Raw genomic sequence first — 13,556 nt, 5'->3', positions numbered from 1 at the left:
CTTCTCCCCCCAAGAACGGAAGTGCTGGCATGACACGTCACATCCTCCACGACAGGTCGATAGCTCGCCGCGCCGCGGCGACCGCGCTCGTCCTCGCCCTTGGCACCCTGGCCGCGTGCTCCAGCGAACCGGCCTCGTCCGAGACGACCGCCGAGTCCTCGGTTCCGGTGCGGACAGCGGATCCCGGCGAGCCGGTCTCCGACCGGACCATCGATCAGCTCACGCTCGGCATCACGGGCAAGATCCCGCAGCTCGACCCCGTCGACAACATCGAGGCGGGGCTGTTGGTCAACATGAACGCCCTGGAGCCGCTGCTCCGCGTCGACGAGGAGGGGGAGATCCAGCCGTGGCTGGCCAGCTCGTACCAGGCGGTCAGCGACACCGTCTACGAGTACACCCTGCGCGAGGGAGTGAAGTTCTGGGACGGCACCGAGCTGACCTCCGAGGACGTGAAGTACAGCTGGGAGCGCTCGATCGAGGAGGACGGCCGCCCGGGGTTCGCCTCGGTCGACACGATCGAGACCCCGGACGACCACACGGTCAGGGTGACCCTCTCCCAACCCGACGCGGCCTTCCAGTACACCCCCACGCAGTTCTACGCGGCGATCTACCAGAAGTCCTTCGCCGAGCAGTCCGGCGACAAGTTCGGGCAGCCGGGCACGCTGGTGATGGGAACGGGACCGTGGCAGGTCGACAGCCTCAACCCCACCACCGGGATGAAGCTGTCGGCCTTCGAGGACTACTGGGGCGGTCCGCCTCCGATCGAGCAGGTCGACGTCAGGTTCTTCGCCGACGACAGTGCGATGGCCCTCGCCCTGCGGGCGGGCGAGATCGACCTCGCCCAGGGCATCTCGTCACCGGACGCGTTCGACGCCGCCGCCGGCGGTCACACCATCACCACCGTCCCGACCTGCGCGACGGCTCTCATCGCGATGCCGACCGACGTCGCACCGTGGAACGACGTCCACGTACGACGAGCGGTGGCGCACGCGATCGACCGTGAGGAGATCATCGCGGCGACGCGGGGTCGCGCCGGCGCCCCGCTCGAGACGCTCATCTCGCCGATGATGCTCGAACCGCTCGGCTCCGAGGACGAGGTCGAGAAGGCGTTGGACAGCCTCCCGCGCTATGAGCACGACGTCGAGAAGGCGAAGGAGGAGCTGGCGAAGTCCTCGGTCCCGGACGGGGTCAGCGTGGACTTCAAGGTGATGACGTCGAACTCGTCCGTGGCCGAGGTGGTCGCTGCCCAGCTGACGGAGGTCGGCATCGACACGACCGTCGTGGCGATGCAGGACACGGCGTGGTACGCAGAGATCGGCAAGGACGAGAAGCCGTTCACCTTCAGCGAGACCGGAGCCTGCACGCCGGACCCCAGCTGGGACGACGTCTTCCTCGCGACGGACGAGTCCGGCGCTCCCACGGGCATCAACGTCGCCTCCTACGCTCCCCCGGACGTCGTCGAGCTGCGCAAGCGAGGGCTGACCACCTCGGAGCCGGGCGAGCGTCTGCAGATCTACACCGACCTGCTGACCCGACTGGCCGAGGACGTGCCGTACGTGCCGGTCTACGCCGAGGGCGCCACCTACGCCTCAGCGACGTACGCCGTGGCGGAGTACGGCAGCTACGTCCTCAACTACCCGTGGCTCCTCAACCTCGTCCCCAGGTGAGGTAGCGCGAACCCAAGACCCCGACGGACCGCTCGGCCGCGAGGGTCCTGGAGCGTTCGGACGCTCCGTTCGATAGGCACAGCACTCTATGACAATAAGCCTCTGTGGCCCTTGACACACCTGGGGAGTCGCCCAATACTGACTGTCTGTTGTGGCATAGGACAATAGGCCGCTGACATCGGTCAGGCGGCTTGGTCACCACCCACCCCGGAGAGACGGAGTTCGAAATGATCGATGCGAGGAGAGCGTCCGGCTGGCGCCGACGACTGGGGCTGGCTGCGGCGTGCGCAGTCTCCCTGGCGGCGCTGGCGGCCTGCACGGAGAGCTCGGCGGGGTCCCGCGACGGATCCGCTGACGGTGCCGGCTCGACGGCCCGTACGGCCGAACCGGGCCAGGCAGCGTCGGACGAGGCGGTCGACCTGCTGACGGTCGGCATCCCCGGCCAGGTCCCCACGCTGAACCCGAACGAGAACATCGCCTCCGGGCAGTGGGTGAACGGCCTGGCCATGGAGACGCTGCTGAGGATCGACCAGGACGGCAACCTCCAGCCGTGGCTGGCCACCGACTGGGAGGTCGTCAGCGACACCGTCTACAAGTACACCCTGCGCGAGGGGGTGAAGTTCTGGGACGGCACGGAGCTCACTTCGGAGGACGTGAAGTTCGCCTGGGACCAACTCCGGGAGGGGGGCCAGCCCTTCTTCTCCGCGATCGAGTCCATCGACACCCCCGACCGCTACACGGTGGTGGTGAACCTCAGCAAGCCCAACGCCGCGTGGCAGTACACCCCGGGGCTGTTCTACTCCTTCATCTATGAGAAGGCGTTCTTCCAGCAGGAGCCGAAGACGTTCGGTCAGCCGGGTCGACTGGTGATGGGCACGGGACCGTGGCAGGTCGAGAGCCTTGCCCCCACGACGGGCATGGAGCTGTCGGCGTACCCGGGCTACTGGGGCGGGGAGCCGCCGATCAAGCGCATCTCCGTCAAGTCGTTCGCGGACGAGAACGCGATGGCACTGGCCCTGCGGGCCGACGAGGTCGACATCGCGATGTCGATCGCCCAGCCCAAGAACTTCGACGCCGCAGCGGGTGGTGACGTGACGACGACCGCATCGACGTGTGCCATCGCGCTGCTCGGCATGCCGACGCAGACGGCTCCGTTCGACGACGTGCACGTGCGACGCGCCGTTGCCTACGCGATCAACCGCGAGGACATCGTCGCGGCCAAGCAGGGCGGCGCCGGCGACCCACTCACCACGCTGATCCCGCCCTCGGTGCTCGCGTCGCTGGCCGACGAGGACACGGTCGAGGAGGCGCTGGACAGTCTCCCGACGTACGGGTACGACCTGGAGAAGGCCCGCGAGGAGATGGCCCAGTCCAAGGTTCCCGACGGCTTCGAGTTCGAGTTCCTGACGAACGGCATGTACTCGCGCGTCGCCCAGGTGATCGCAGCGCAGCTCGCAGAGATCAACATCGACGTCAAGGTCAACTCGGTGGGTGACACGGAGTACACGACCAAGCTCATCGGGGAGCCGAAGGAGCGGCCCCTGACCTTCAGCGAGACCGGCGCCTGCACCCCGGACCCGAGCTGGAACGACCTCTGGCTGGGCTCGGCGCCGGAGGGTGGTCCGTCGACGCTGAACTTCGCCAACTTCACCCCGCCCAGGATCGACGAGCTCCAGGACGAAGGGCTGACCACGCTCGACCCGGCCAAGCGCCTGGACATCTACACCGAGATCCTCGACATCGTCGGTACGGAGGTGCCCTACGTCCCGCTGTACGAGGAGGGCACGACCTACGCGTCGGAGGACTACGAGCTGCAGGACTTCGGCTCGTACTGGTCGAACACGCCGTGGGCCCTCAACCTGGTGCCCAAGCAGTAGGCACCCCGTCCATCGACGACCTGGCGGGTGGCCGGCACGCCGGCTGGCCACCCGCCGGGCAGGCTCGACGAAAGGCACGGTACGCAACGATGACCACCCATGAACCACGGGAGCGGACATGACCTCCCGTGACACGCTGCTCTTCATCACCAAACGGCTCGGCGCCATGGCGGTGCTGCTCGTCGTCCTCTCGTTCGGCGTGTTCTGCCTGACCTTCCTCGCGCCCGGTGACGCAGTCGACGCGCACCTCGGTCTGAGGCCCCGGACGCCGGAGCTCGTGGCGGCGCTGCGGGACAGGTACAACCTCGACGAGCCGTTCCTCGTGCAGTACTGGCTGTGGGCGCGCGATGCCCTGCAGCTCGACTTCGGGGTCTCCAGCCAGAGCACCCTGCCGGTCTCCGAGGAGATCAGCACGCGTCTAGGGACCTCGATGCTTCTCGCGGTCTACGGCTACGTCCTGGCCATGGTGCTCGGCATCGTGCCCGGCGTGTACGCCGCGCTGCGCAAGAAGAAGGCGATCGACCGCGGGCTCGTGGCCGGGGCAGTCGTCATGATGAGCATGCCGCCGTTCGTGCTCGGCATCCTCATGCTCTACGTCTTCGCGGTGCTGATCCCCGTCTTCCCCGCGTCCGGTCTCGGTGAGGGACTCGTCGACGAGCTCTACCACCTCACGCTGCCCGCGCTGACCTTGGCGTTCGCCGTGTCGGCGTTCCTGCTGCGGCACACCCGGTCCTCCGTGATCGGGGTCCTCGACCAGGACTACGTCGCCTTCGCCCGAGCCAGAGGGCTGAACTCGCGTCACATCCTGAAGCGGTACGTCTTCCGCAACGCTTTGATCCCGGTGGTGACGATCAGCGGTGCGATGGTGTCCTTCTTCGTGATCGGCGCGGTGTTCGTCGAGTCCGTCTTCTCGATCAACGGCCTCGGAAGCCTGCTGGTGTCCTCGGCGCAGAAGAGCGACATGCCGATGATTCAGGGCCTCTCGCTGCTGATCGCCGTCATCATCGTGACGGCCAACCTGCTCGCCGACATCGCCTACGTCGCCCTCGACCCGCGCATCCGACTCGGACGGAGCTCCTGATGGCTGAGATCTCGGTTCCTTTCGCCGGCCTCGACGACGAGCCCCGCCCGGGCCGTCGCTTCTCGCCGGTGGTCGTTCTGGGCAGCGCGTTCCTGGGGATCGTGGTGCTGCTCGTGCTCTTCGGCCAGTGGCTCGCGCCCCAGGACCCCTATGCACAGGACGTGCTCGGCAGCATGGCCGGCCCGAGCTCCGAGCACTGGCTCGGCACCGACGCCCTGGGACGCGACGTGTTCTCCCGCGTCGTGGTCGGCACCCGGTCCGCGATCATCGGCCCGCTGTGTATCGCCGTGGCCTCGATGCTGCTCGGCAACGTCCTCGGCCTGCTGGCCGGCTACCGGGGCGGCATCGTCGACTCGCTGCTGATGCGTTGGGTCGACCTCATGGTGGCCATTCCCTCGCTGCTCATCATCATCGTCGTGGCAGGTGCACTGGGGGGCGGTTACTGGATGGCGGTCGGACTGCTCATCGTGCTGTCCTTGCCGTTCGACGCGCGCGTCATCCGCGCGGTCGTCCTCGAGCAGACCCCGCGGCCCTACGTGGAGGCGGCCAAGGCGCTGGGCGTCCCGGACCGACGGATCATGCTCCAGCACATCTGGCCGAACGTCTCGAGCGCCGCCGTGACCAACGCCGTGCTCATGTTCTCGTCCTCGCTCATCGCACTCTCGGGGCTGTCCTTCCTCGGACTGGGCTCCCCGCCGGGCACGGCCGACTGGGGCCAGATGCTGGCCGAGAGCCAGACACTGCTGTTCACCAACCCGATCGCGGCCATCGCCCCGGGTGTCGCCATCGTGCTCACCGCCACGTCCGTCAACCTGCTCGGAGACCTGGTCTACGAGAAGATGTCCAACCGAGGAGTGAACCGGTGACCTCGTCAACCGAGACCCGCATGCAGGAAGCGAAAGCCGGTGGTGGGACGCCGCTCCTCAGCGTGAAGCAGCTGAGGCTGCACCGACCCGAGCTCGGTGTCGACGGAACCATCGTCGCCGGCATGGACCTCCAGCTCGGCGCGGGGGAGAGCATCGGCATCGTCGGCGAGTCGGGAAGCGGCAAGTCGATGACCGCGAAGGCGCTCACGGGACTGCTCCCGGAGAGCATCCGCGCCACCGGGTCGGCGCAGTTCCGGGGGCAGGAGCTGCTGGGCCTGTCGGAGAAGGAGTGGCGGGCGGTCCGCGGCCGGAAGATCGGCCTCGTGATGCAGGACCCGTTCACGATGCTCAACCCCGTGATCCGCTGCGGCGAGATCCTCGGGGAGTCCTTCGCGTCGGACCGGAAGATGAGCCGCGCCGACCGGCGCAGGGAGGCGATCCGTCGTCTCGCGGAGGTCGGCATCACCGACGAGTCGGTCGTGGACCGCTATCCCTTCCAGCTGTCCGGCGGCATGCGTCAGCGGGTCGCGATCGCGGCGGCGCTGGCACGCGACCCCGAGGTGCTGATCGCGGATGAGCCCTCGACGGCGCTCGACGTCGTGACCCAGCGCGAGGTCCTGGCCCTGATCAAGCGGATTCAGGTCGCCCGGGGCATGGGTCTGGTCCTCATCACCCACGACCTGCGGGTCGCGTTCGCCACCTGCGACCGGATCCAGGTGCTCTACGCAGGCTCCCTGGTCGAGGTCGGCGAGTCCCGGGACGTCCAGCAGGAGCCCCTGCATCCCTACACGCAGGGGCTGCTTCTCTCGGAGCCGTCGGTCGAGCAGCGGGTCAAGGAGCTCGTCGCCATCCCGGGGTCCGTACCGCCGGCAGGTGAGGTCATCGACATGTGCGCCTTCGCCACCCGGTGCGGGTGGGCGGCTCCGGAGTGCCGTGACGGTGTCCCGCCACTGCTCACCGTCGGGTCCGGTCGCGAGTCCCGGTGCATCCGGTTGCCGCAGATCAGGGGGGAGATGGCCCGGCAGCGTGTCCGGGCCGACGCCCTGGCGTACGTCCCGTCGGACCTCCGCTCGGACGAGGTCCTGATCGAGCTGTCCCACCTCGAGAAGGTGTTCGACGGGGCCCACGGGCAGGTGCGTGCCGTCGACGGCGTCTCCCTGACCGTGTGCGCCGACGAAAGCGTGGGCATCGTGGGCGAGTCCGGGTCGGGCAAAACCACCGTCGCCCGGATGCTGGTCGGCCTCGAGTCACCCACGGGCGGCGACATCACGATCGACGGCATCTCGGTGCGGAGCTGGGACGACCTGAGCCATCGCGACCGACGTCGTCTGCGGCAGTCCGTCCAGACCGTCTTTCAGGACCCCTACTCCAGCCTCAACCCCATGCGCACCATCGGCTGGGCGCTGGAGGAGGCCATCACGACCCACCACGGGCGGGCCAAGGGCCTCTCCGGCCAGGTGGCGGACCTCCTGGAGTCGGTGGGGCTGCCGGCGGCGTACGCCCAGCGTCGTCCGGCGGGCCTGTCCGGCGGCGAGCGGCAGCGCGTGGCGATCGCCCGGGCACTGGCCGTGCGCCCCCGGGTCCTGATCTGTGACGAGCCGGTGTCGGCACTCGACATGTCGGTGCAGGCGCAGATCATGAACCTGCTGGAGGAGGTGCGGGTCGAGCGTGGCATCAGCTCGCTCTTCATCACCCACGACCTCTCGATCGTCAGGCAGGCCTCCGACCACATCTACGTGATGCACCGCGGCAAGGTGGTCGAGTCCGGACCCACGACGACCGTGCTGGACAACCCCTCGGACGACTACACGACGCGGCTCCTCGGCGCGGTGCCGCGCGGCGAGGGCGACTGGCTCACGCCCGCGAAGTCATGACCCCCCGACCGTGCTGAGGCGGCGACGCATGATCACCGATGAGTCCGACCTGCGCATGCTCGAGCGCGCCCGACCCTCAGCCGCCTGACCAGCATGGGTGATCACCTGGTGCGTCACGATGACCTGGCAGCCCTCGACGCGGTCGGGCAGGCCGAGCTGGTCCGGCGAGGGACGGTGTCACCTCGCGACCTGGTCGACGCGGCCATCGACCGCATCGAACGACTCGACCCCCTCGTCGAGGCCGTCCTGCACCCCACGTTCGAACGGGCTCGGGAGCGAGCCAGCTCGTCCTCCCTGGAGGACGGGCCGTTCCGGGGAGTGCCGATCATCCTCAAGGACGTGCTGTGCGAGAGCGCAGGCGACCCCTACACCGCCGGCATGCGGTTCCTCGGGGACCGCGGCAACGTCTCGACGCACGACACCTACTTCGCGGCGCGCCTGCGGGCCGCCGGCTTCGTCGTCGTGGCGAAGGCGAACGCTGCGCAGCTGGCGATGATGCTCTACTCGACCGACGCCGAGTCCTACGGCATGTCCCGCAATCCGTGGGACACCGAGCTCGCGACGCTCGGGTCGAGCAGTGGCTCGGCCGCGGCCGTGGCGAGCGGGATGGTGCCCGTGGCGCACGGCAACGACAGCGGGGGTTCGATCAGGATCCCGGCTGGGGCATGCGGCCTGGTCGGCCTGAAGCCCTCGCGCGGGAGGAATCCGCAGGGGCCGGCGTTCAACGAGCTCACGTCGGCGCTCGCCGCCATGAACGTCGAGAACGTCCTCACCCGCTCCGTCCGCGACACGGCCGCGCTCCTGGACGTGACGTCGGGACCGGCTCCCGGCGACACCGTCGTGCCCCCGCGCCCGTCGCGCCCGTTCGCGGACGAGGTCGGTCGCGACCCGGGCCGTCTGCGCATCGGTGTCCAGAGCGCCCAGCTCCTGAGGTGCACGACCGACACGGACCCGCACTATCTGGTGGCCCTGGACGAGGCGGCACGCCTGCTGGAGTCGCTCGGTCACGATGTGGTGCATGTCGAGGCGCCCCACGTCGACGCCACGAGCCGGACCTGGCACGACGGCGTCCCTGCTCAGCCGGCGTTCATGTTCGCTGCACGCCTGCTCGACCGGTGGAGCGACGACCTCGGCCGGAGCCTCGGCCCGGACGACGTCGGCCCGCAGCTCCACCACGCCGCGCGGCTCGGGCGCGCCGCCTCGGGCGCGGCGTCGATCGAGGTCAACGAGTTCCTGCTCAACGACCTCCCGCGGGACATGGCGCTCTGGTGGGAGGCTCAGCAACTCGACCTGCTCCTCACGCCGACGCTCGCGATCCTGCCGCCTCCGTACGCCGACTTCATGCCGCCTCCTCACGGAACCTTCGAATTGCCCGAGTGCGACCCCATGCTGGGCGTCGAGCGGACCGGCGCGATCACCGCCTACACGGGGATCTTCAACTTCACTGGGCAGCCGGCCATCAGTCTGCCCCTGCACTGGACCGACTCGGGCCTGCCGGTGGGCGTGCAGCTCGCCGCCCGGTACGGCTGCGAGGCACTCCTGATCCGGGTCGCCTCGCAGCTGGAGACCGCGCGGCCCTGGAGCGAGCGCCGTCCACCGGTGTTCGCCTGACCACCCGACGCCGGGTCCGCACGGATCCGTGCCGAACAGAGAGGAAGCGTCACTCATGACCCTGCACGACCAGACCCGGAGCGCGACGAGCCAGTGGGAGACCCACCTGGTGCCGGTGCGCGACGGCCGCACCACGGAGGTGCTGACGTACGGCAGCGGCACGGAAGGAACGCTGGTCTTCCACTCGGGCACGCCCGGCGGGCTGGCTCCTCGCGACTACTTCGCCGAGGTGTGCGACGCGTACGGGCTGCGCTTCGTGATGGCGGCGCGGCCCGGGTACGGGCTTAGCTCGCCACGCCCCGGTCGCGTGGCAGCGGACGTCGCGGAGGACATCGCCGACGTCCTCGACCACCTCGGCATCGACACCTTCGTGTCCATGGGCTGCTCGGGCGGCGGGTGCCACACGCTGGCCTGTGCCGCCCTCCTGCCGGGCCGCTGCCTGGCTTCCGCGGCCGTGGTCAGTCCGGCGCCGATCGACGCCGACGGCCTCGACTACTACGCCGGGATGGGCGCGGAGAACGCCGAGGAGTGGAAGCTGGCCGAGCAGGGCCGCGACGCGGTGGCGCCGTGGCTGGAGCGTGCCGCCGCCGGGATGCGGGACCAGCCGATCGACAGCTTCGCCGAGCAGTACGGCGACTCGTTCCCCGCCGTCGACGTCGAGCTGATGGCGACCGGGTTCGGCACGACGATGCGGGCCAGCATGCAGAAGGCGATCTCCACCGGGGTCGAGGGCTGGCTCGAGGACGACCTCGTGCTGGTCACGCCGTGGGGCTTCGACCTGCGGTCGATCACCACGCCGGTGTCGGTCTGGGCCGGCAAGCAGGACCGGATGGTCAGCTCCGACCACTCGGTGTGGATCGCCCGGGCGGTCCCCGGCGCCGACCTGCACGTGCTGGCCGACCACGGACACCTCAGCGTGCAGGTGGCAGCGCTGGACGACATCGTCGCCGACCTGGTCCGCAAGTCCGCGTCCTGAGTCCCCGCACCGCTCGCCGGCCCCACCGGCCTCGCGAGCGGCCTTGCCTTGCCCACAACGGTCACGACGCCGCCCCGCCGAGCGGCGGGGCGGCGTCGACGCGTCACTAACCGGCGGCCGTGATGTGCGGGAGGGCCTCGTCGAACCGGTCGGCGACGGTCTCGGAGGGGAGCACGAGGCTCCGCGGTCGGGCGGCAGCGCCCAGGTCCGCGCCCCACGCGGCGGCACGTTGTCGCTGCAGGGGTGTCCCGTGGTGGTTCGGGTCGTCGAAGGCGCAGCCGCCCACGTTGTAGAAGGTCAGGAGGGCGTTGACCACGCGCTTGTCGTTCAGGGCGAGCCCCTTCTTGCTCACTCCGTAGTACACGGCCATGGCATCGGCCATCAGCTCGGTGCGGCGCGTGGCCTCGGCCGCGTCGGCAGGCCCGGAGTCGTAGGTGCCGAGCTCGAACTGCACCTGGTGGGCGAACTCGTGGGCCATCACCATCTCCGGGCCGACGTCACCGAGGCCCAGGTCGTCGTACGCGGTGAGCGTGCCGTCACCCATCACGATCTTGTCGGGCAGTGCGGCGAGCCACGGGTCGGTGAAGAGGTCGCCGGTGAAGGAGAAGGCGCCGAACGTCCAGAGCGGACTCTGGTACAGGTCGCCCTGCGTGGCCATGAAGTCCGCCACCGTCCTCGCCTCGGTCGTGATCTGCGTGCTCGTCATCGCCGGGATCGCTCCCAGCCTCACCATCACGGCCAGGCTGGCGGCGATCCGGTCGGCGTCGAGCAGGACGTCACCGTGCATGCCGACCACCTCGATGTCGTCCGACCTGACGTCGGACCAGAACCGTCTGAGGTCGCGGAAGGAGCTCCGCAGCTGGGGCCCCTGCTCGTCGAGCGCGTAGTCGGGGTCGCCGGGCCGGCTGAGGAACAGGGAGGCGTACGTCGGCACGAAGAACAGCGTGTCCAGGTGCTGGACGATGAAGGCCCGCTGCTCTTCCGACACCTCGGCGGCGAGCCGGGCGAAGTAGGCGTCCAGTGGGGTCGTCGTGCACTCGCTGGGCGCAACGGCCGCCTGGAAGGCCCGCAGTCCAGGGGGGTCGACGACCACTCGCCGGGCGGCCGTCGGTGACGACGTGGTCATGGTGCTCGCGGCGGTGGTGACGTTCGAGGTGGTGGCGGCATCCGCAGCGGTGGAGTTCAGCAGCGCTGCGGACATCACGGCCGAGGAGCCGAGCGCCACGATCATCCGGGTGGTTCGGTGCATGTGCGTTCCTTCGTGGGTTCGTCGTGGGGATGGATGCCTGGATCGGCTGGCTGGGTCACGCTCCTGCCCCCAAGGCGGCCAGCGCCTCGGCGTCCAGGGGGATGTCGGCGATGCGGTAGCGCGGTGGCTCCTCGTCCATGAGGTGCTCGACGAGGTAGTCCCAGCGCCGGCGGATCCAGTACGGCGCGTTGACCAGCAGGCTGTGCTCGGCGTTCGGCATGACGAGAAGGTCGAAGTCCTTATCGGCCGCGATGAGGGCATCGACGAGCGCCATCGTCTGGTGGGGCGTGACGTTGTCGTCCATCTCGCCGTGCACCAGCAGGAGCCTGCCGCGGAGGTTCCCGGCCAGCGACCTGTTGGCGTGGGAGGTGTAGTCGTACTCCTCGGCCAGGCCGAAGAACTTCTCGCCCCACCAGGCGTGGTAGGCGCTGTCGTCGTGGTCACCGGACGAGGAGACGGCGACTCGGAAGAAGCCCGGGGCCTCGAGCATCGCCCGTGTCGAGCCGTAGCCACCCCCGGAGTGGCCGAAGATGCCGACCCGGTCGAGGTCCATCCAGGGCCGGCTCTCCGCCAGCTGGTTGATCGCCGCCACGTGGTCGTCGACGAACTGCGGGCGGCCCGCGATGCGGGTGTGGTCCCGGAACGCCTGGTGCCGCAGCGCGGTGCCGCGGGCATCGACGGTGACCACCACGAACCCGAGCGCGGCGAAGACCGCTCCGGACCGCTCCGCGGTGGTCGGTCCACCGGACTGCGGGAAGCGCAGGGGAGTGGTGGAGACGTGCACCCCGGCGTAGATCTCGTCCAGCACGGGGTAGCGCTTCGAGGGGTCGAAGTCGTGCGGGAGGTAGATGCCGCAGTTGAGCTCGGTGACACCGTCGGCGGAGGTGACGGTGACGCGCTGCGGAGGCGTCCACCCGGCGGCGTACAGCGCGGACGCGTCGGCCTGCTCGAGCTCGAGGACGATGTCGCCCGTGGCGTCGCGCAGCACGGAGATCCCGGGCACGTCGTGACGCGACATCACGTCGACGAAGTACCGGCCGGAGGGCGACGGCCGTGCATCGTGGTCTAGGCCGTCGGCGGTGATGGTGGTGATCTCCCCGCCGTCGAGCGAGACCGAGCACAGCTCCTGCAGGTAGGGGTCGCTGCCGTCGCGTCCGGCTGCGGCGAACACGACGCGGCGTGCCTGCTCGTCGACGCCGATGATCCTGCGGACGACCCAGTCGCCAGAGGTCAGGGCGGTGGCGGCGCCGTCGGTCCCGTGGAGGTACAGGTGCGCCCACCCGGTGCGCTCGGACCAGAGCACCACCTCGCCGGTGCCCAGGACCTCGATGTTGCGCTCGTGGTAGTGCGGCCCGTAGAGGATGGTGGTGTCGCTGGCCTCCTCGACGAGCAGCGTGACGCCTCCGCCGACGGGGTCGAGCTCGTGGATGCGGGAGACCCGGTCGCCGCGGTCGCTCGTGATGAAGTGGACCTTGGTCGAGTCGTCGCTCCACCACACGAAGCCGAGCGCGAGGGCCGGGACGAACGGGGTGGCGACCGGATCGCAGTCCGCCGGCGTGATCTCGCCCGTCTCCGCGTCGAGGACGACGAGTGTCGCCTGGGCGAACCGGTCGTCGCCGACGGTCGGGTAGCGGTAGCTCATGAGCTCGGGCCGGCCACCGTCGCGCGGCGAGGAACGCACGAGGTGCGTGAGCTCCACCTCCCGCTGGTCGAGGCGGTGCGTGACGAGACGACGCGAGTCCGGCGACCACAGCACTAGGGGAGGCGGGGTGAACCCCAGGTTCTCCTGCATGACCTTCCCCGCGACCGCGTCGGTGGTGGCGCCGTACGCGTTGTCCTTCTCGCCGTCCGTCGTGAGCTGCCGCACCTCCTGGGTGGTGGTGTCGCGCAGGTAGAGGTTGTGGTCCTTTACCCCCACCGACCAGCGGCCGTCGGGCGAGCGTGCTTCCGACGGGTGCGCGGGGCCGAGGATCGTCGCGTCGTAGGTGTCGAGCGTGACCTCGATGCGCTGCTCGCCGACGACCACCTGCACGGCGCCCCCGTCGCCCCCGTCGACCACCTCGATGCCGACGAAGGGGAGGTCGTCGGCGTCGTACTCCTCGTCGAGGACGCGGCCGAGCGCTGCGGCCATCTGCTCGTGGTCGAACGCCGGCCGCTGGGTCCGCGCCTCCGCGTCCACCAGCACGAACCGGGCCCCGGACTCGCCCCGGTCGCGGTACCAGAAGGTCTCGGTGTCGCGGATCCAGGCGGGCTGGACCTGCCCGTGCAGCACCAGCCTCTTGAGGTGGTGGGGCAGCAACGCCTCCGCGTCCGCGTAGCGGCGGGCGAGATCGTCGTCGGTCACAGATGCTCCTG

At 69.7% G+C, this 13,556-nt stretch carries 9 protein-coding genes; 7 read left to right on the top strand and 2 right to left on the bottom strand.

Features of this window, described 5'->3' with window-relative positions; all coding sequences use genetic code 11:
- Positions 1 to 29: 29 nt before the first annotated feature.
- The 7 genes from ACZ43H_RS09660 to ACZ43H_RS09630 all read left to right on the top strand — a co-directional run bounded on the left by ACZ43H_RS09660 (position 30) and on the right by ACZ43H_RS09630 (position 9,952).
- Complete coding sequence (locus ACZ43H_RS09660; protein ID WP_464589735.1) at positions 30 to 1,667, top strand: ABC transporter substrate-binding protein; 1,638 nt, start codon at positions 30 to 32, stop codon at positions 1,665 to 1,667.
- Positions 1,668 to 1,894: 227 nt separating this feature from the next.
- Positions 1,895 to 3,544, top strand: coding sequence for an ABC transporter substrate-binding protein (locus tag ACZ43H_RS09655; protein ID WP_464589733.1), 1,650 nt, complete (start codon positions 1,895 to 1,897; stop codon positions 3,542 to 3,544).
- Between the two features lie 118 nt (positions 3,545 to 3,662).
- Entirely contained in the window at positions 3,663 to 4,625 is a 963-nt protein-coding gene (locus ACZ43H_RS09650; protein ID WP_464589731.1) for an ABC transporter permease, read from the top strand.
- Complete coding sequence (locus ACZ43H_RS09645) at positions 4,625 to 5,491, top strand: ABC transporter permease (protein WP_464589729.1); 867 nt, start codon at positions 4,625 to 4,627, stop codon at positions 5,489 to 5,491. The genes ACZ43H_RS09650 and ACZ43H_RS09645 overlap by 1 nt, the downstream gene beginning before the upstream one ends.
- Positions 5,488 to 7,365 (top strand): dipeptide ABC transporter ATP-binding protein, encoded by a 1,878-nt coding sequence (locus tag ACZ43H_RS09640; protein ID WP_464589727.1) that lies wholly within the window; start codon positions 5,488 to 5,490, stop codon positions 7,363 to 7,365. Before ACZ43H_RS09645 ends, ACZ43H_RS09640 begins: the two co-directional genes overlap by 4 nt.
- A gap of 93 nt (positions 7,366 to 7,458) precedes the next feature.
- On the top strand, positions 7,459 to 8,976 hold the full coding sequence (locus ACZ43H_RS09635; RefSeq protein ID WP_464589725.1) for an amidase: 1,518 nt from the start codon (positions 7,459 to 7,461) through the stop codon (positions 8,974 to 8,976).
- A gap of 55 nt (positions 8,977 to 9,031) precedes the next feature.
- Positions 9,032 to 9,952 carry an alpha/beta fold hydrolase gene (locus ACZ43H_RS09630; protein ID WP_464589723.1) on the top strand — a complete coding sequence of 307 codons (921 nt, stop codon included), beginning with the start codon at positions 9,032 to 9,034 and terminating at the stop codon, positions 9,950 to 9,952.
- Positions 9,953 to 10,058: 106 nt separating this feature from the next.
- On the opposite strand, the gene ACZ43H_RS09625 is transcribed toward ACZ43H_RS09630, so the two are convergent.
- Complete coding sequence (locus ACZ43H_RS09625) at positions 10,059 to 11,201, bottom strand: hypothetical protein (protein WP_464589721.1); 1,143 nt, start codon at positions 11,199 to 11,201, stop codon at positions 10,059 to 10,061.
- A gap of 55 nt (positions 11,202 to 11,256) precedes the next feature.
- Entirely contained in the window at positions 11,257 to 13,545 is a 2,289-nt protein-coding gene (locus ACZ43H_RS09620) for a S9 family peptidase (protein ID WP_464589719.1), read from the bottom strand.
- Between the last annotated feature and the right edge of the window lie 11 nt (positions 13,546 to 13,556).

The sequence above is a fragment of the Nocardioides sp. DN36 genome, assembly GCF_055380375.1.
Note: the sequence above shows the minus strand (reverse complement) of the source record. Positions and strands in the feature narration are given on the sequence as shown.

Bases quoted from the DNA above. Each gene is read 5' to 3' on its own strand.
- ACZ43H_RS09635 (WP_464589725.1), top strand. From the start codon at position 7,459: ATGGGTGATCACCTGGTGCGTCACGATGACCTGGCAGCCCTCGACGCG.
- ACZ43H_RS09650 (WP_464589731.1), top strand. From the start codon at position 3,663: ATGACCTCCCGTGACACGCTGCTCTTCATCACCAAACGGCTCGGCGCC.
- ACZ43H_RS09655 (WP_464589733.1), top strand. From the start codon at position 1,895: ATGATCGATGCGAGGAGAGCGTCCGGCTGGCGCCGACGACTGGGGCTG.
- ACZ43H_RS09625 (WP_464589721.1), bottom strand. From the start codon at position 11,201: ATGCACCGAACCACCCGGATGATCGTGGCGCTCGGCTCCTCGGCCGTG.
- ACZ43H_RS09660 (WP_464589735.1), top strand. From the start codon at position 30: ATGACACGTCACATCCTCCACGACAGGTCGATAGCTCGCCGCGCCGCG.
- ACZ43H_RS09645 (WP_464589729.1), top strand. From the start codon at position 4,625: ATGGCTGAGATCTCGGTTCCTTTCGCCGGCCTCGACGACGAGCCCCGC.
- ACZ43H_RS09630 (WP_464589723.1), top strand. From the start codon at position 9,032: ATGACCCTGCACGACCAGACCCGGAGCGCGACGAGCCAGTGGGAGACC.